The following is a 16,992-nucleotide window of genomic DNA, read 5'->3' as shown; positions in this document are numbered from 1 at the left end:
AGGACGACAATGAGCACAGCGAGCGAGCCGAGCGACTTCATCGTCGCGGAACACCGGCGTGCGGCCGCCGCACTGCCATTCGCCGACACGACCGATCTGACCGACGCCGAGCGCGGATTCATCGCCGCGCCGGTGCCGGGCGTGGTCACCTCCGAAGACGGAGCCGTCGTGTGGGACAACGACTCCTATTCGTTCCTGCGGGAACCCTGCCCGGTCTCGGTCCATCCGAGCCTCTGGCGGCAGTCCGGCCTCGCGGTGCGACAGGGGTTGTTCGAGGTCAGCGACGGCATCTATCAGATTCGCGGTTTCGACATCTCCAATATGACGCTGGTCGAAGGTGAAACCGGCGTCCTCGTGATCGATCCGCTGATCTCGGCCGAGACGGCGGCGGCCGGTCTCGCGCTCTACCGCGCCCACCGGGGCGACCGTCCGGTGACCGGCCTGATCTACACGCATTCGCACATCGACCACTTCGGCGGGGCGTGCGGAGTCACCACCACCGAGGCCGTCGCCGAGGGACGCTGTCCGGTGCTGGCGCCGGCCGGGTTCCTGGAACATGCGGTGGCCGAGAACATCTACGCGGGCACCGCGATGGCACGCCGTGCGGGGTACATGTACGGCGCGGTGCTGCCGCGCGGTCCGCTCGGCGCGGTGGGATCCGGGCTCGGTCAGACCACCTCGGTCGGCACGGTCACCCTGATTCCCCCGACCGTCGACATCACCGCGACCGGCCAGGAGGTGACGATCGACGGAATACGGATGGTCTTCCAGCTCACGCCCGGTACCGAAGCGCCCGCGGAGATGAACTTCTATTTCCCGGATCGCCGCGCGCTGTGCATGGCGGAGAACGCGACCCACACCCTGCACAATGTGCTCACGTTGCGTGGCGCCCTGGTGCGCGACGCGCACGTCTGGGCGAAGTACCTCACCGAGGCGATCAATATGTTCGCCCGCGAATCCGACGTCGTCTTCGCCTCGCATCACTGGCCGACCTGGGGCACCGCGCGCCTGGTGGAATTCCTCTCGCTGCAACGGGACCTGTACGGATACCTGCACGACCAGACCGTGCGCCTGCTGAACCAGGGATACGTGGGCGCGGAGATCGCCGAACTGGTGACGCTCCCACCCGCCGTCGAGGAGGCCTGGCATGCGCGCGGGTACTACGGTTCGGTCAGTCACAACGTCAAGGCCATTTACCAGCGCTACATGGGCTGGTTCGACGGAAACCCGGCGCACCTGTGGGAACACCCGCCGGTCGAATCCGCGCGACGGCACGTGGAATTCATGGGTGGGGCCGACGAAGTGCTGCGCAAAGCGCAGGTCTCCTACGACGCCGGGGACTACCGCTGGGTGGCGCAGGTGCTCAACTACGTCATCTTCGCCGACCCGGACAACGATGCCGCGAAAGCATTGCAGGCCAGCACCTTCGAGCAACTCGGCTACGGCGCGGAGAACGCGACCTGGCGCAACTTCTATCTCAGCGGAGCCTACGAGCTGCGCTACGGCTCGTTCGGCACACCGACCAAGAGCGAATCGCCGACCATGGTCGCCGCACTGAGCATCGATCAGATCTTCGACGCTCTGGCGTTGCGCGTCGACGGCCCCAAAGCGTGGGACCACCGGCTCGCGACCGACTGGATCCTCACCGACCTGGACCGCACCCACCGGCTCGAACTGCGCAACGGCCGTCTCACCCACTTCGATGTCGCCCCCGGCATGCGCCTGCCGCAACCCGACGCCACGTTCACCCTGGTCAAGTCCACGCTGATCCGGGTGCTGCTGGCCGGCGACGACTTCGGCGTCGCGGCGGCCGCGGGCGACATCGTCATCGAGGGAGACGTCACCAAGCTCGCCGAACTGGTGGACATCTTCGACGCCCCGGACCCCGATTTCGCGATCGTCACACCGTAGGCCCTGCGGCCGGATCGCGCCGTGATACCGCGTGGCGCGATTTCGCGGGTGCACGCCGCGTGCCGTCGGCCGTCAGGCAGATGTCGGCAACGCCGCGATGTATCTGCCCGCCACGAAACGCTGGACCAGCCGCACCACGGGTCCGCCGAGCCGGGTGTACCAAGTGGCGGGGCGGGAGAACGCGACGATCAGCCCGTAGACCGCGTCGTCGGCGGGGTCGTACTCGACGGCGAACAGTTCCTCCCCGGACGCCGGATGTCCGGGCAGGGTTCCGTACGCGAAACCCCGTCGGTCGGGTTCGTCGAGGACGTACACCACCCGGCACGGTGCGGTGATTCCTAACGGCCCGAAACCGAGCCGCACCGTGATGGTTGTGCCGGGTTCGGCCGTCGGAGTGTCGGCTGCTCGGAAGATCCCGGTGCCCTTCTGCACTCGGTAGGCCGAGATCTCCGCACCCGCGCGCTCGAACAGCGCGCGACCCTGCCCGATCGGCCGCCGCAGCCGAAACCCGTGATACCCCTCCGGTAGCGCACCTCGTGTCGCGCCGATTTCGGAATACGTGAACGACTGCCCATCCTCCATGCCCCGATCTTCGCCCCGCTCCGCACGCTCCCGCCACCGCGCGCTGCCGACACGCCGGGGCCGATCACTGAGGCCATCCACCAAGACCTGAACCGAGGCGCGAACCAGCTACGGCGCTTCTCCTGGTCGGGCTCTCAGGAGCCACCGGTTTGAGGCGCAGGGGAGTGAGCTGAAGGAGCCCGAGGGGGTCGAGGTACTCACGGACGCGTCGGCCTCCGCCTTCGGCGCGGGCTCCCCAGTGCAGGCATGTCGTCGCGCATCCGGGATGTCCGGCCTCGAGTGTGCCGATTCGGGTGCCGCGCCCGACCCGCCTGCCCACGGGCACGTCGGCTCGAACGGGTTCGTAGGTGGTGCGCACCCCGCCGGGGTGATCGATGGACACGACCGGTTTGCCGGCCACGGTTCCGGCGAACACGACGAGCCCCTCGCCCGCTGCCAGCACGGCTTGCCCCTCCGCCCCGGCCAGATCGACCCCACGATGTCCCGGCAGCCAGTTCTGCGCGGGTTTGTCGAAGCGCCGGACCACCGCGGGGCGCGGTTGCAGCGGCCAGCCGAACCGCGCATCGGGTGCAGCAGTCGCCGTCGGCTCCATCGTGACGAGTGCGGCGATGCCGAGACCCAGCACCGAGAAGAGACGCCGACGCTGCCGCATGGGATACGAACCGGTTGTGCGTGCCGGAAGTCCGACTACGACCCGCACAGGGGCACGGGCGGTGTGCACAGGTCGGCACTGGAGGAGGGGCCCGTTTCCTCTCGGTGTTCACCGGCGTCGAGACCGGATTGCCGCAGCGGCGCTCGCCGGAGCAGTTGAGACAGAGACGGCAGGCAAGCGGACCCTGTGCACGCCCCGGGCGCAGGTTTCGCGGCGGGCGTCTCGGCCCCGACCGGGGGTGCGGCAACGACCCCGAGCACGAACAGCAGCGGAACGAGGAAGGTCATCGTCGTAGAGATCGGTTTCATGCCTCCACCCTCCTGCGTTTCCGGCGCCGCCGACGGCTCGATCCGCGGAATGTGGATAACCTCCTCGCCTGTGAAGAGTCGCCGTTCCGCCTGGTCAAAGGTTTCCGATCGAACCGATTTAGGTCTGCGTGCCCGAAGGCCGTAAACTGAGCGAGCGGTCTGTGCCTGCATGGACCGACTTCGCGCGCCACCCGTGCTTGTTCATAGCGGCGCTGTTCGAATCGAACTCGAGATCTTTGGGTTCGCGGCAGCGTGTTCGGAACAGGGAATCGTCGGCTGGTCCCCACCTTCGTGGTCGGGTCCGACGATTCGGCGGCGCCAGGGCAGCGGATCGCCGATTCGCTGCGTCAACCGGCAACGAAAGAGAGATACGGGAGCTATGGCTGTCGTAACCATGAAGCAGCTGCTCGACAGCGGCGCGCACTTCGGACACCAGACCCGGCGCTGGAACCCGAAGATGAAGCGGTTCATCTTCACCGACCGCAACGGCATCTACATCATCGACCTGCAGCAGACGCTGACCTACATCGACAAGGCCTACGAGTTCGTCAAGGAGACCGTCGCCCACGGTGGCACCGTTCTCTTCGTCGGCACCAAGAAGCAGGCCCAGGAGTCGATCGCGGCCGAGGCGACGCGCGTCGGGATGCCGTACGTCAACCAGCGCTGGCTGGGTGGCATGCTCACCAACTTCTCCACCGTGCACAAGCGCCTGCAGCGCCTCAAGGAGCTCGAGGCCATGGAGCAGACCGGTGGCTTCGAGGGTCGCACCAAGAAGGAAATCCTCATGCTGACGCGTGAGATGAACAAGCTGGAGCGCACCCTCGGCGGTATCCGCGACATGCAGAAGGTGCCCTCGGCCATCTGGGTCGTCGACACCAACAAGGAGCACATCGCCGTCGGCGAGGCGCGCAAGCTGAACATCCCGGTCATCGCGATCCTGGACACCAACTGCGACCCCGACCTGGTCGACTACCCGATCCCGGGCAACGACGACGCGATCCGCTCCGCCGCCCTGCTGACCAAGGTCGTCGCCTCCGCGGTGGCCGAGGGTGTGCAGGCGCGGGCCGGTGTGGCCTCGGGCGACGAGAAGCCGGAAGCGGGCGCGGGCGAGCCGCTGGCCGAGTGGGAGCAGGAGCTGCTCGCGCAGGCCGCTCCCGGCGCCGAGGCCGCCGAGACCTCGGCCGAGGCCTGAGACTCGTAACCCCCGCGGCGTGAGCGACGGTCCCGGAGGCGGTAGCCTGCGTAGCCACGCAGGGGCCCGCGAACGCCGCAGATCGGACACTGTTTCGGCGGCGATCACGAGCGAGTGCCATCGTGATCGCCGCTGCCAACACCCACACTTCTCCGAAGGAGGCTCGCCGATAATGGCGAACTACACCGCTGCCGATGTGAAGCGGCTCCGGGAGCTGACCGGCTCCGGCATGATGGACTGCAAGAACGCGCTGGCCGAGACCGACGGTGACTTCGACAAGGCCGTCGAGCTGCTGCGCATCAAGGGCGCGAAGGACGTCGGCAAGCGTGCCGAGCGGACCACCGCCGAAGGCCTGGTCGCCGCCAAGGACGGCGTCATGGTCGAGATCAACTCCGAGACCGACTTCGTCGCGAAGAACGCGGAGTTCCAGCAGCTCGCCGAGCAGGTCGTCGCCGCGGCGGCGACCGCCAAGCCCGGTGACCTGGAGTCGCTGAAGGCGCTGGACCTCGGCGGCAAGACCGTCGACGAGGCCGTGCAGGCGCTCGCCGCGAAGATCGGCGAGAAGCTCGAGCTGCGTCGCGTCATCTCGCTGAACGGCCCGGTCGCCACCTACCTGCACAAGCGTGCCTCGGACCTGCCGCCCGCCGTCGGCGTGCTGGTCGAGTACACCGGTGAGGGCGACGCCGCGGCCGAGGCCGCCCGCGCCGCCGCCATGCAGGTCGCCGCGCTCAAGGCCAAGTACGTGACCCGCGACGAGGTTCCGGCCGACATCGTGGAGAACGAGCGCCGCATCGCCGAGCAGACCGCTCGCGAGGAGGGCAAGCCCGAGGCCGCGCTGCCGAAGATCACCGAGGGCCGCGTCAACGGCTTCTTCAAGGACGTCGTGCTGCTGGAGCAGTCGTCGGTCACCGATTCGAAGAAGACCGTCAAGGCACTGCTGGACGAGGCCGGTGTCACCGTCACTCGCTTCGCCCGCTTCGAGGTCGGCGCGAACTGAGTCGCCGCACTCCCAGTGTGCAGGCCCCCCGCCGACCGAACGAACGCCGGTTGACGGGGGGCCTTCTGCTGCCGCTCGAACCGAATAGGGCAGGATAGATGCCGCTCTGCCCTTAGCTCTACGTCACGGGCGCCTGCCGTGCGCACCGAATCGCCGGAAGAACGACAATCCCTCGCCTAAGGAGACTGGAGACCCATGACGGACCCGGGGACCGATCGCCCAGGATATCGCCGGGTACTGCTGAAACTCGGCGGCGAGATGTTCGGCGGAGGCAAGGTCGGTCTCGACCCGGATGTCGTGCAGACGGTCGCCGAGCAGATCGCCGAGGTGGTCGCGACCGGCGTCCAGGTGGCCGTGGTGATCGGCGGCGGGAACTTCTTCCGCGGCGCCGAGCTCGAGGAACGCGGCATGGAACGCGCCCGCAGCGACTACATGGGCATGCTCGGCACGGTGATGAACAGCCTTGCGCTGCAAGACTTCCTGCAGCAGCAGGGCGTGGACACCCGGGTGCAGACCGCGATCACGATGGGCCAGGTGGCCGAGCCCTACCTCCCGCTGCGCGCCAAGCGGCATCTGGAGAAGGGCCGCGTGGTCATCTTCGGAGCGGGCATGGGCATGCCCTACTTCTCCACCGACACCACCGCCGCCCAGCGCGCGCTGGAGATCGGCGCGGACGTGGTGCTGATGGCCAAGGCGGTCGACGGGGTGTTCACCGCCGACCCGCGCGTCGACGAGACCGCCACCATGTACTCCGAGATCACCCACAAAGAGGTCATCGAGCGCGACCTCAAGGTCGCCGACGCGACCGCCTTCAGCTTGTGCATGGACAACCAGATGCCGATTCTGGTGTTCAATTTGTTGACCAAGGGCAATATCGCCCGCGCGGTCGCCGGTGAGAAGATCGGCACACTGGTTCGGTCCTGATACCCGCAGACCGCGGATCATGACATGACGACGCTGTGGAGGAAACGGTCGTGATTGAAGAAGCGCTCTTCGACGCCGAGGAGAAGATGGAGAAGGCCGTCTCGGTGGCGAAGGACGATCTCGGAACCATTCGTACCGGTCGGGCGAATCCGGGTATGTTCTCCCGGGTCGTCGTCGACTACTACGGCTCGCCGACCCCGATCACCCAGATGTCCAGCATCACGGTGCCGGAGCCGCGCATGGTCGTGATCAAGCCGTACGAGGCGGGCCAGCTCGGGGCGATCGAAACCGCGATCCGCAACTCGGATCTCGGCGTCAACCCCACCAACAACGGCGACATCATCCGGATCTCGGTGCCCCAGCTGACCGAGGAGCGCCGCCGGGAACTCGCCAAGCAGGCGAGGGGCAAGGGCGAGGACGCCAAGGTCGCCATTCGCAATGTCCGTCGCAAGGCGATGGACGAACTGTCGCGTATCCAGAAGGAGGGCGAGGCGGGGGAGGACGAGGTCGGGCGCGCCGAGAAGGAGCTCGACAAGACCACTGCCAAGTACGTCGGCCAAGTCGACGAACTGGTCAAGCACAAGGAAGCCGAACTGCTCGAGGTCTGACGCGGATCGGTCGGCAGGCGGGGTGGGCCCGGAGGAGGCCCAGGCCGTCGCGAGTGCCGCCGGAGATTCAGCGGAGGGCCCGCCCGGGCGGGGGACGAACGGAACGACGAGTTGAGCGACGGGACAATCGTGGCCGAGAACGCCGCCGCGACCGGTGCGGCAGAGGAGCCGCCGGTGAACGGGACAGCCGATGCGAGGCAGGAGCGCGCGCACGATGCTGGTGCGTCCGGTCATGAACCGTTAAGCAGCCCCGCGCCGTCCGGACAAGATGCCGCGGCCGGCCACACCGCTCCCGCTTCGAGCGGTTCGCGCGCGGGCCGCAATCTTCCCGCCGCGCTGACCGTCGGCTTCGGACTCGGCCTTTCGCTGATCGCGATCCTGCTGTTCGTGCCGAAAGTATTCATCGGCGTCGCGGCGGCCGGTGTCGGCGTGGCCACCTGGGAGGTCGCCAAGCGGCTGCGCGAAGCCGATGTGCTCGTACCGCGCGTTCCGCTGATAGTCGGCGGTCAGGCGGTGTTCTGGCTCGGCTGGCCCTATGGCGCCAGCGGCGTCGCGGGCGCGTTCGCCGCCACCACGCTGATCTGCATGGTGTGGCGGCTGTTCGATCACGGCTTGCAGACAGCGCCGCGAAACTTCTTGCGCGACACCGCCATCACGGTGTTCACGCTGGCCTGGATCCCACTGCTCGCTTCGTTCGCCACGCTGCTGCTGCTCGAGCCGGACGGCAACCTGCGGGTGCTCACCTTCATGATCCTGGTGGTCTGCTCCGACGTCGGCGGTTACGTGGCGGGCGTGCTGTTCGGCAAGCATCCGATGGTGCCCTCGATCAGCCCGAAGAAGTCGTGGGAGGGTTTCTGCGGCTCGCTGGTGTTCAGCGTGATCGGCGGCCTGCTCACGGTGACGCTCCTGCTGGAGGCCAACTCGATGATCGGCGTCGTGCTCGGCGTCGGCCTGGTGCTGGTGGCCACCTGCGGGGATCTGATCGAATCGCAGATCAAGCGCGAACTCGGGATCAAGGACATGGGCACGCTGCTGCCGGGCCACGGCGGCATCATGGACCGCCTCGACTCCATGCTCCCCTCGGCGTTCGTCTCCTGGCTGGTGCTCTCGACGCTGATCTGACTCGTGCGCGTCAGACCTTCTTGGCGGCGCGGCGCAATTGCAGGATGCGGACGCCTCCCACGGAGGCCATGACGAGTGCGCCGCCGATCACCGACAGCAGAACGGTGACGCCGAGCGGCAGCGAGAAGTCCCAGAAGAAGAAGTGCACTTGGATCTGCTCCAGGTTCTGCAGGATGAAGACCAGCAGCAGGACCAGGATCAGGACGCCGGTGACGAGCCCGCTCCAGGCGTAACCGGTGCGTGAAGACAGCGATTTGTTGGTCACAACGGCCGGAGGAGCGCTCGGCCTCGGGGCACTTTGGCGGTGCGACAGGTCCGGATCCGGTTCCGGCGGATGTTCGGCATGCGTGGACATACCTCGATCATGGCCGACCGCTATCACCGCCGCAGGCATTTGCCCTCCACGAACCGGGTATGTCGGGCCGCACGCACGTGGTCGAGTGCGGGGGTGGTTGCCGCGAATGGGAGAATGGAGCAACTATGACCGTCTCCCTGCCCCTGGTTTTCGACGCTCCGCGTCGCGGCATGCCGCCGCGCCATCTCGCCGACCTCGATGCGGAGGGCAGGCGGGCGGCCGTCGAGGAACTGGGTTTGCCGAAGTTCCGTGCCGATCAGATCGCCCGCCAGTACTACGCGCGTCTGCAGGCCGACCCCGCGCAGATGACGGATCTGCCCGCCGCCGTGCGGGAGAAGATCGGCGACGCGCTTTTCCCACCGCTGATCAGCGTCGTCAAGCACGTGGCGTGTGACGCCGGGGAGACCCGCAAGACGCTGTGGCGAGCGGGCGACGGCACGCTGCTGGAGAGCGTCCTCATGCGCTACCCGGACCGAGCGACGCTGTGCATCTCGAGTCAGGCCGGTTGCGGCATGGCGTGCCCGTTCTGCGCCACCGGTCAGGGCGGGCTGAACCGCAACCTGTCCACCGCCGAGATCGTCGACCAGGTGCGCGCCGCGGCCGCCGCGCTGCGGGACGGGGAAGTTGCCGGCGGGCCGGGCAGGCTGTCCAACATCGTCTTCATGGGTATGGGCGAGCCGCTGGCCAACTACAAGCGGGTGGTCGCCGCGGTCCGCCGGATCACCTCGCCTGCACCGGACGGACTCGGCATCTCCCAGCGCAATGTCGTCGTCTCGACCGTCGGGCTCGCTCCCGCCATCCGCAAGCTGGCCGATGAGGGACTGTCGGTCACGCTCGCCGTCTCGCTGCACACGCCCGACGACGAACTGCGCGACACCTTGGTCCCGGTCAACAATCGCTGGCCGGTCGCCGAAGTGCTCGACGCGGCGCGCTACTACGCCGACAAGACCGGTCGCCGCGTCTCGGTCGAGTACGCGCTCATCCGTGACATCAACGACCACCCGTGGCGCGCCGACATGCTCGGCGAGAAGCTGCACAAGGCGCTCGGCTCCCGCGTGCACGTCAACGTCATCCCGCTGAACCCCACCCCCGGCTCCAAATGGGACGCCAGCCCCAAGCCGGTCGAGCAGGAGTTCGTCCGCCGCGTCAACGCCCAGGGCGTGCCCTGCACGGTCCGCGACACCCGCGGTCAGGAGATCGCGGCCGCCTGCGGGCAATTGGCCGCGGAGAACTGAGAAACGCTACCCGCGATTCTTCGCCGGGCGGTTGGTGGCGGCGCGGCGTTCGGCTTCCTTCGCCTTGACGCGTGCGTTCTCCGCGCGCACCGCGGCGAGGTTTTCGCGTTCCCGGGCGAGCCATTCCGGCGGGTCGGCCAGCAGCGTGCTGATCTCGTCGGCGGTCAAGGCGTCGGAGACCTCGGCGCGGGCCAAACCGGTGTTGGAGACACCGAGCTTGCGTGCCACCACATCGCGCGGGAACGGGCCGGTGCGGCGCAGTTCGGTGAGCCATTCGGGGGGATCGTTGCGCAGCGCGTCGAGCTGGGCGCGGGAGATCGGCGTGTTGCGGAACTCCTCTGGCGCCGCCGGAAGGTAGATGCCGAGCTTGTTCGCCGCGGTGAGCGGCTTCATCATCTGCGGTTTCTTGTCCGGGCTCACCGATACAGCGTACTGGGCGGCGCGGCGGGTCCTGACCGCGCGGTGGCCTACGCTTCCACGAATGAGCCGGTTGGAGTCGATCGATGTCGTGCGCCTGCGCTGGTTCGTCGCGGTCGCGCAGGAGTTGCACTTCGCGCGCGCGGCGAAGTCGCTGCACATCTCACGGCAGAAGCTGAGCCACACCGTCATCGACTTGGAAAACGAGCTGGGCACGAAGCTTTTCGTACCCGGGGCACAACCCACCCAGCTCACCGACGACGGGCATGCGTTGCTGGAGCAGGCGCGAGAGATCATCTCCCGGTCCGAGTCGGCGGCCGAGCAGGGGCAGCCGGAAGGTCCGGCCGGCCTGCGCGTGGGTTTCGTGCCGGGCGTGACCGTGTCCAAGTGGACCCGGATCTGGGGTGAGCGGTTTCCGGACACCTCGCTCGAGGTGATCGCGCTGACGCAGGCGGACCAAGAAGCAGCGTTGCGCGAGGGACGTGTCGACATGTGCTTCGTGCGGCTGCCGATCGACCGCGAGGGCGTGAACGCCATTCCGCTCTACCGGGAGGTACCGGTGGTCGTGGTGCAGAAGGAACATCCGCTCTCGGTATTCGACGAGGTGCGCATGGGCGACCTGACCGACGAGCGCTTGCAGGACACCTCGGACGTCGACGCGGTCGCCGGCGCGCTGGAACTCGTCGCGGCGGCCGGTGGCGCGGCGATCGTGCCACACTCGCTCGCCCGCCTGCACCACCGCCGCGACCTGGTCTACCGCCCGATGCTCGACCTCCCCGACACGGAGGTAGCGCTGGCTTGGCCCACCGGCCACACCACCGACCTGGTCGAGGATTTCATCGGCGTCGTGCGCGGGCGTTCCGAGCGCAGCTCGCGGGCTCCGTCTCGGGCCGAGGAGAATCAGCCGAGAAAGAAGTCTCCGGCCAAGAAGGCGAGCGGCCGTCCGGCTCCTGCCAAGAAGAAGCCCGCCCGGCGTCGCGGGCGCTGAACCGGCCCGGTGGCGGCGCGAACCGCGGCGGATCCGCGCCGCCCGTTCGTCAGCCCTTGCAGACCCGGTTCAGCTCGTCGGTCGCCGGGTCCATGCTCGCGACCTTCTCATCGGTGAGGGCGTGGGCGTAGGCGGCGATGGCGTCCTTCTCCGGGCCTTCGGCTTCGATGGCCGAGAGCTTCGCGGCCAGGGACTGCTGCACGGTGGGATCCAGATTGCCGCCGGACTCGTCGATGGCGGCGTTGATCGCGGCGATGGCCGCGCCGCACGCCGGTGACTGGGCGTGCGCCGGCGCCGCGGGAAGCAACAGCAGCGAGCCGAACGCGCTCGCGACGAGCAAGGCAGCCGAACAGGTCTTGATCATTGCGTCCTAAGGGTCGTGTGCGAACAGAAACCGAGGTCCGCGACCCTGCTGGGACGCGGACCCCGGACGCACACGGTACCGGGGAGGCCGGTGCCCGGTACAGAACGAATGAATTGTGCGAGAAGACTTTTCCGAACGGAGACTAGCGCGGCTTGCGCTGCAGCACCGAGTCGCGGATCAGGATGCCCGCGATCAGGGCGGCGAAGCCGACCAGGAAGATGTCCTCGACCTTGCCGCTGTGGTTGCCGATCAGCATGGCCAGCAGGATCAGCGCGACGATCCAGCCCGCGATCCGGAAGGTGCGACGCGACTCGCCGCTCCAACCCCAGGCGGCGGAGGGAACTTCGGCGGGATCCACGCGAGTGACGACGCGCTCGGTGTCGGCGTGTTCGAGTTCCGTGGCGGCCACGATCGCTCCTTAGCTGTTACTTGTACCGCGATTCCGGTACGCACTCGATGAGCTACTGCCGCATATCGTGACATACGACGGTGTGTCGTTGTAAGTCGGCCCGCGCCCGTCGGACGCGTTCGGCCGGGTAGGACACAATGAAGTCGTGTCCGACATCGTGAGAGTCCTGCTGCTGGGCAGCACCGGATCCATTGGCACCCAAGCGCTCGAGGTGATCGCCGCCAATCCCGACCGCTTCGAGGTGGTCGGCCTCGCCGCGCGCGGCGGCAATACCGAGCTGCTCGCCGCCCAGATGGCCGCCACGGGCACGCGCAATGTCGCCGTCGCCGATCCGGCCGCCGCCCAGCGGCTGGACCTGCCGCTGGGCGGCCCGGGGGCGGTGACCGAGCTGGTGCGCCGCACCGAAGCGGACGTCGTGCTCAACGCACTGGTCGGCGCGCTGGGACTGGAGCCAACCCTGGCCACCCTCCAGTCGGGCACCCGGCTCGCCCTGGCAAACAAGGAGTCGCTGGTCGCGGGCGGTTCCCTGGTCACCCGTGCCGCCGCTCCAGGGCAGATCGTCCCGGTCGACTCGGAGCATTCCGCGCTGGCGCAATGCCTGCGCGGCGGTCGCGCCGAGGAAGTCGACCGGCTGGTGCTGACCGCTTCCGGCGGCCCGTTCCGCGGCTGGACCACCGAGATGCTCGATTCGGTCGAGCCTGCCGAGGCCAAGGCGCACCCCACCTGGTCGATGGGCCTGATGAACACCCTGAACTCGGCCTCGCTGGTGAACAAGGGGCTCGAGCTGATCGAGACGCACCTGCTGTTCGGCATCCCCTACGACCGCATCGACGTCACCGTGCATCCGCAATCGATCGTGCATTCGATGGTCACCTTCACCGATGGCTCCACGCTCGCCCAGGCCAGCCCGCCGGACATGAAGCTGCCCATCGCGCTGGCCCTCGGCTGGCCGGACCGGGTGCCCGGCGCCGCCGCTGCCTGCGATTTCGGCACCGCGTCGACCTGGACGTTCGAGCCGGTCGACAACGAAGTCTTCCCGGCCGTCGAGCTGGCGCGCGCGGCCGGTCAGGCGGGCGGCAGCGTCACCGCGGTCTACAACGCCGCCAACGAGGTCGCGGTGCAGGCCTTCCTCGACGGCGCCATCCGCTTCCCGCAGATCGTTCGCACAGTGGCCGCCGCCGTCGAGGCCGCCGAGCGGTGGCGCGCCGAGCCGGATTCGCTCGACGAGGTCCTCGCCGCGGACCGCTGGGCGCGGGAGTTCGCCGCCGCTCGGGTACGCGGCTGAAACCGTTCGACGACGGATCGGACGCGCGAAGCGACGGCGTCCTGGCACACTGAAGACACAGGACAGATCACTGTCCGGTTAGGGTGATCAGAGTGCTCGCGGCCAGGAGCGGACGCGTGCGTGCGGGATATACGAGCTGCGCAAACGCAGGAGGGCTGTAGAGCAAATGGTGTTCGCGTTGGGGTTCGCGCTGTTCGCGCTTGGCATCACAGTGTCGATCGCGCTGCACGAATGTGGGCACATGTGGACCGCCCAGGCCACCGGCATGAAGGTGCGACGGTATTTCATCGGATTCGGACCGAAGGTCTTCTCGTTCCGTCGCGGCGAGACCGAGTACGGCCTCAAGGCGCTTCCGCTCGGCGGCTTCTGCGACATCGCGGGTATGACGGCGCTGGACGAATTGCGTCCGGAAGAACTCGACCGCGCCATGTACCGCCAGGCCACCTGGAAGCGGTTGCTCGTGATGTCCGGCGGCATCGCGATGAACTTCGTCTTCGGTTTCCTCCTGATCGTGGTGCTCGCCGTCGGGTGGGGCCTGCCGAACCTGAAGGAACCGCCCGCGACGGCGCTGGGCGTCATGGGCTGCGTGCCGCAGGGAAATCCGGACGGCTCGAACGCGCCGTGCACCGGCACGGGCCCTGCGCAGCGCGCCGGATTGCAGCGCGGTGACATCGTCAAACAGGTGAACGGCGTCGAGGTCGACACCTGGCGGGAGTTCCAGGCCGAGACCCAGAAGCAGACCGGCCCGTTCACCTATCTCATCGAGCGCGACGGCCGCACCCTCACCGTTCCCGTTACCCCGGAGCGGGTCACCCGGTACCCCGAGGGCGGTGGCGAGGGCCGCGAAGTCGGTGCCATCGGTGTAGGCCAGGAACGTTACGAACCCGTGCAATACGACCTGCTGGGGGCCGTTCCCGCCGCGGTCACGTTCACCGGGGACATGTTCGTGCGTACGGTCGACTCGCTGGCTCAGATGCCCGCGAAGGTGTCCTCGCTGTGGGACGCGGTCACCGGCGGTGAGCGGGATCCGGAGACCCCGGTCAGCGTGTACGGCGCCAGCAAGATCGGTGGCGAGACCGCCGAACGCGGCCTGTGGAACATTTTCATCCTGGTGCTGGCCAGCCTGAACTTCTTCCTCGGCGTCTTCAACCTGCTGCCGTTGTTGCCGCTGGACGGGGGCCATATCGCGGTGGTCGTCTACGAGAAGATCCGCAACACCATCCGCGGCTGGAAGGGCCTCGCTCCCGGGGCCCCGGTGAACTACTTGAAATTGCTGCCCGCGACCTATGTGGTCGTGGTGATCGGCGGCGCCTACATGCTGCTCACCCTGGCCGCCGACATCGTCAACCCGATCAAGCTGTTCTGACCGGGGCCGTCGAGCCGACGGGGCTACCGGCGACGTAGTCTGTGGCGGTCAGCCGGGGAAGCCTTGTCGTTGCTGTCACAGGGTGGGCGTCGTGCGCCAAGGCTAGACTCGGCACCGAACCGGCAGAACACGATGAAAGTAGGCAGCCGAAGGTGACCAGCACAATCGGATTGGGGATGCCGGCCGCTCCCGCGGCAGTGCTCGCTCCACGGCGTAAGACCCGCCAGTTGATGGTGGGCAATGTCGGGGTGGGCAGCGCTCACCCGATCTCGGTGCAGTCCATGACCACGACCAAGACGCACGACGTGAACGCCACCCTGCAGCAGATCGCGGAACTCACCGCGTCGGGGTGCGACATCGTGCGGGTGGCCTGCCCGCGTCAAGAGGACGCGGACGCGCTGGCCACGATCGCGCGGAAATCCCAGATTCCGGTGATCGCCGACATCCACTTCCAGCCTCGCTACATCTTCGCCGCGATCGACGCCGGGTGCGCCGCGGTGCGGGTCAACCCGGGCAACATCAAGGAGTTCGACGGCCGGGTCAAGGAGGTCGCCAAGGCCGCCGGCGCCGCGGGCATTCCGATCCGCATCGGCGTGAACGCCGGTTCGCTGGACAAGCGAATGATGGAGAAGTACGGCAAGGCCACGCCGGAGGCGCTGGTGGAGTCGGCGCTGTGGGAGGCGAGCCTGTTCGAGGAACACGGTTTCGGCGACATCAAGATCTCGGTCAAGCACAACGACCCGGTGATCATGGTGGAGGCCTACCGGCAGCTGGCCGCGCAGTGCGACTACCCGCTGCACCTCGGCGTCACCGAGGCGGGCCCGGCGTTCCAGGGCACGATCAAGTCGGCGGTCGCGTTCGGCGCGCTGCTGTCGGAGGGCATCGGCGACACGATCCGCGTTTCGCTGTCCGCGCCCCCCGCCGAGGAGGTCAAGGTCGGCGGGCAGATCCTGCAATCGTTGAACTTGCGGCCGCGCAAATTGGAGATCGTGTCGTGCCCTTCCTGCGGGCGCGCGCAGGTGGACGTGTACACCTTGGCCAACGAGGTGACCGCGGGCCTGGAGGGCATGGCGGTTCCGCTGCGGGTGGCCGTCATGGGCTGCGTCGTGAACGGCCCCGGTGAGGCACGCGAAGCCGACCTGGGAGTGGCCTCCGGCAACGGCAAGGGCCAGATCTTCGTCAAGGGCGAGGTCATCAAGACCGTCCCGGAGGCGAAGATCGTCGAGACGCTCATCGAAGAGGCGATGCGCATCGCCGAGGAGATGGGTGAGGACGCCGCCGCAGGCGAACCGGTCGTCACCGTCGGCTGAGTCGCCGCCTACCAGGGCTTTGCGCGGAGACGTACCGCATCGCGCCGGTTCGTGGCAGGCTGTGATCGTGCGGAGTCTGCTGGAGCCGGCGCGACGGGCCAAATACGCCCCTGCGCGGCAGCTCGCTAATCGGGACCTTGCCCAGGTGCTGCGTGTACTGGATGCCGATCCGGTGGCCTCGTGCATGGTCGCGGCCCGGTTGCAGGAGTTCGGCCTGGACGCCCGGTGCGGGCAGGGCGAGCTCTGGTCCAGGGGCGGCCCCGCTGAGTCGCTGTGCTTCTCGGGCGCGAACCTCGTTCCGTTGCTCGGCGACCGGGACGCACTGCGCGCCTTCGCCGACCGGGCGATCCGGTGGCCGCGGATCTGTTCCTCGGTGGTGGGCCGCAGAGAACTGGCGTTGCCGCTGTGGGAAATGCTGGCCGGTCACTGGGGTCCCGAACGTGAGCTACGCGGGGAACAGCCGCTACTGGCGCTGGCCCAGCCGCCGCTGGCCACTCCCGACCAGGAGGTCCGCCGGGTGCGCCGCGACGAACTCGACCGCTATCTCTCGGCCGCGATCGCCATGTTCATCGAGGAGGTCGGCGTCGACCCGCGCGCGGGCGACGGCGGCCGCGGCTATCGCCGCCGGATCCAGAGCTTGATCGAATCCGGCCGTGCCTGGGCACGTTTCGAGGACGGGGAAGTGGTCTTCAAGGCCGAGGTCGGCTCGCTGTCGCGGCGCACGGGCCAGATCCAGGGGGTCTGGGTGCATCCGGACCATCGAGGCAAGGGGCGCGGCACCGCGGGCACCTCGGCCGTCGCGAGCGCCGTGGTCGCCTCCGGCCGCACCGCGAGCCTGTACGTGAACGACTACAACGCGATCGCCCGCCGTGCCTACAGCCGCGTCGGATTCCGGCAGATCGCCACCTTCGCGACCGTCCTGGTCGATTGAGCGTGCACTCGGACACGGCGAATTACGGAGTGCCGC

The 16,992-nt window shown here is 68.1% G+C and carries 18 protein-coding genes; 12 read left to right on the top strand and 6 right to left on the bottom strand.

Translation table 11 applies throughout. The annotated features are described in order from the left end of the window. Window positions 1-9 precede the first annotated feature (9 nt). The gene (locus IU450_RS08940; RefSeq protein WP_195149264.1) at window positions 10-1,911 is read left to right on the top strand and encodes an alkyl/aryl-sulfatase; all 1,902 of its coding nucleotides are present in this window, start codon (window positions 10-12) and stop codon (window positions 1,909-1,911) included. 72 nt (window positions 1,912-1,983) lie between these two features. Here the strand turns inward: IU450_RS08940 and IU450_RS08935 are convergent, their stop codons facing one another. Then, entirely contained in the window at window positions 1,984-2,493 is a 510-nt protein-coding gene (locus tag IU450_RS08935; RefSeq protein ID WP_195149263.1) for a DUF1990 family protein, read from the bottom strand. Window positions 2,494-2,557: 64 nt separating this feature from the next. After that, window positions 2,558-3,085 (bottom strand): M23 family metallopeptidase, encoded by a 528-nt coding sequence (locus IU450_RS08930; protein WP_228834363.1) that lies wholly within the window; start codon window positions 3,083-3,085, stop codon window positions 2,558-2,560. A gap of 747 nt (window positions 3,086-3,832) precedes the next feature. Between IU450_RS08930 and rpsB the strand changes: the two genes are divergently transcribed. From rpsB to IU450_RS08905, 5 genes are all read left to right on the top strand, one after another. Next, window positions 3,833-4,645: a 30S ribosomal protein S2 gene (rpsB, locus tag IU450_RS08925; protein WP_159838796.1), complete on the top strand. Its 813-nt coding sequence runs from the start codon at window positions 3,833-3,835 to the stop codon at window positions 4,643-4,645. A 172-nt stretch (window positions 4,646-4,817) separates the two neighbouring features. After that, entirely contained in the window at window positions 4,818-5,642 is an 825-nt protein-coding gene (gene tsf, locus IU450_RS08920; protein ID WP_195149261.1) for a translation elongation factor Ts, read from the top strand. 195 nt (window positions 5,643-5,837) lie between these two features. Further along, window positions 5,838-6,566, top strand: coding sequence for a UMP kinase (gene pyrH, locus IU450_RS08915; RefSeq protein ID WP_040780648.1), 729 nt, complete (start codon window positions 5,838-5,840; stop codon window positions 6,564-6,566). A gap of 50 nt (window positions 6,567-6,616) precedes the next feature. After that, window positions 6,617-7,174 (top strand): ribosome recycling factor, encoded by a 558-nt coding sequence (gene frr / locus IU450_RS08910; protein ID WP_195149260.1) that lies wholly within the window; start codon window positions 6,617-6,619, stop codon window positions 7,172-7,174. 111 nt (window positions 7,175-7,285) lie between these two features. Next, entirely contained in the window at window positions 7,286-8,296 is a 1,011-nt protein-coding gene (locus tag IU450_RS08905) for a phosphatidate cytidylyltransferase (RefSeq protein ID WP_228834190.1), read from the top strand. A gap of 10 nt (window positions 8,297-8,306) precedes the next feature. On the opposite strand, the gene IU450_RS08900 is transcribed toward IU450_RS08905, so the two are convergent. Next, entirely contained in the window at window positions 8,307-8,561 is a 255-nt protein-coding gene (locus tag IU450_RS08900) for a LapA family protein (RefSeq protein WP_324197593.1), read from the bottom strand. 215 nt (window positions 8,562-8,776) lie between these two features. On the opposite strand from IU450_RS08900, the gene rlmN reads away from it, so the two are divergent. Then, complete coding sequence (gene rlmN, locus IU450_RS08895; protein WP_195149258.1) at window positions 8,777-9,886, top strand: 23S rRNA (adenine(2503)-C(2))-methyltransferase RlmN; 1,110 nt, start codon at window positions 8,777-8,779, stop codon at window positions 9,884-9,886. A 6-nt stretch (window positions 9,887-9,892) separates the two neighbouring features. Here rlmN and IU450_RS08890 read toward each other — a convergent pair whose 3' ends face one another. Further along, window positions 9,893-10,306 (bottom strand): DUF5997 family protein, encoded by a 414-nt coding sequence (locus IU450_RS08890; RefSeq protein ID WP_195149257.1) that lies wholly within the window; start codon window positions 10,304-10,306, stop codon window positions 9,893-9,895. A 61-nt stretch (window positions 10,307-10,367) separates the two neighbouring features. Here IU450_RS08890 and IU450_RS08885 point away from each other — a divergent pair, with 61 nt between their 5' ends. Beyond that, on the top strand, window positions 10,368-11,291 hold the full coding sequence (locus IU450_RS08885; protein WP_195149256.1) for a LysR family transcriptional regulator: 924 nt from the start codon (window positions 10,368-10,370) through the stop codon (window positions 11,289-11,291). A gap of 49 nt (window positions 11,292-11,340) precedes the next feature. Here IU450_RS08885 and IU450_RS08880 read toward each other — a convergent pair whose 3' ends face one another. Beyond that, complete coding sequence (locus IU450_RS08880; protein WP_195149255.1) at window positions 11,341-11,655, bottom strand: hypothetical protein; 315 nt, start codon at window positions 11,653-11,655, stop codon at window positions 11,341-11,343. A gap of 142 nt (window positions 11,656-11,797) precedes the next feature. After that, a complete protein-coding gene (locus IU450_RS08875; protein ID WP_043728783.1) occupies window positions 11,798-12,064 on the bottom strand; it encodes a DUF2631 domain-containing protein in 267 nt (88 codons plus the stop codon). Window positions 12,065-12,209: 145 nt separating this feature from the next. Here IU450_RS08875 and dxr point away from each other — a divergent pair, with 145 nt between their 5' ends. The 4 genes from dxr (at window position 12,210) to IU450_RS08855 (ending at window position 16,956) form a co-directional block, all read left to right on the top strand. Beyond that, a complete protein-coding gene (dxr, locus tag IU450_RS08870; RefSeq protein ID WP_195149254.1) occupies window positions 12,210-13,349 on the top strand; it encodes a 1-deoxy-D-xylulose-5-phosphate reductoisomerase in 1,140 nt (379 codons plus the stop codon). Window positions 13,350-13,515: 166 nt separating this feature from the next. After that, window positions 13,516-14,715, top strand: coding sequence for a M50 family metallopeptidase (locus tag IU450_RS08865; RefSeq protein ID WP_195149253.1), 1,200 nt, complete (start codon window positions 13,516-13,518; stop codon window positions 14,713-14,715). A 152-nt stretch (window positions 14,716-14,867) separates the two neighbouring features. After that, window positions 14,868-16,025, top strand: coding sequence for a flavodoxin-dependent (E)-4-hydroxy-3-methylbut-2-enyl-diphosphate synthase (ispG, locus tag IU450_RS08860; protein WP_195149252.1), 1,158 nt, complete (start codon window positions 14,868-14,870; stop codon window positions 16,023-16,025). Between the two features lie 67 nt (window positions 16,026-16,092). Further along, complete coding sequence (locus IU450_RS08855) at window positions 16,093-16,956, top strand: GNAT family N-acetyltransferase (RefSeq protein WP_195095868.1); 864 nt, start codon at window positions 16,093-16,095, stop codon at window positions 16,954-16,956. Window positions 16,957-16,992: the final 36 nt, after the last annotated feature.

This window comes from Nocardia abscessus, from assembly GCF_015477775.1.
GTDB classification, from domain to species: domain Bacteria; phylum Actinomycetota; class Actinomycetes; order Mycobacteriales; family Mycobacteriaceae; genus Nocardia; species Nocardia abscessus_A.
This window is presented reverse-complemented; position numbering and strand designations above follow the sequence as displayed.

Coding starts and splice junctions, on each gene's coding strand:
- IU450_RS08940 (WP_195149264.1), top strand. CDS start 10: ATGAGCACAGCGAGCGAGCCGAGCGACTTCATCGTCGCGGAACACCGG.
- IU450_RS08935 (WP_195149263.1), bottom strand. CDS start 2,493: ATGGAGGATGGGCAGTCGTTCACGTATTCCGAAATCGGCGCGACACGA.
- IU450_RS08930 (WP_228834363.1), bottom strand. CDS start 3,085: ATGGAGCCGACGGCGACTGCTGCACCCGATGCGCGGTTCGGCTGGCCG.
- rpsB (WP_159838796.1), top strand. CDS start 3,833: ATGGCTGTCGTAACCATGAAGCAGCTGCTCGACAGCGGCGCGCACTTC.
- tsf (WP_195149261.1), top strand. CDS start 4,818: ATGGCGAACTACACCGCTGCCGATGTGAAGCGGCTCCGGGAGCTGACC.
- pyrH (WP_040780648.1), top strand. CDS start 5,838: ATGACGGACCCGGGGACCGATCGCCCAGGATATCGCCGGGTACTGCTG.
- rlmN (WP_195149258.1), top strand. CDS start 8,777: ATGACCGTCTCCCTGCCCCTGGTTTTCGACGCTCCGCGTCGCGGCATG.
- IU450_RS08885 (WP_195149256.1), top strand. CDS start 10,368: ATGAGCCGGTTGGAGTCGATCGATGTCGTGCGCCTGCGCTGGTTCGTC.
- IU450_RS08880 (WP_195149255.1), bottom strand. CDS start 11,655: ATGATCAAGACCTGTTCGGCTGCCTTGCTCGTCGCGAGCGCGTTCGGC.
- IU450_RS08865 (WP_195149253.1), top strand. CDS start 13,516: ATGGTGTTCGCGTTGGGGTTCGCGCTGTTCGCGCTTGGCATCACAGTG.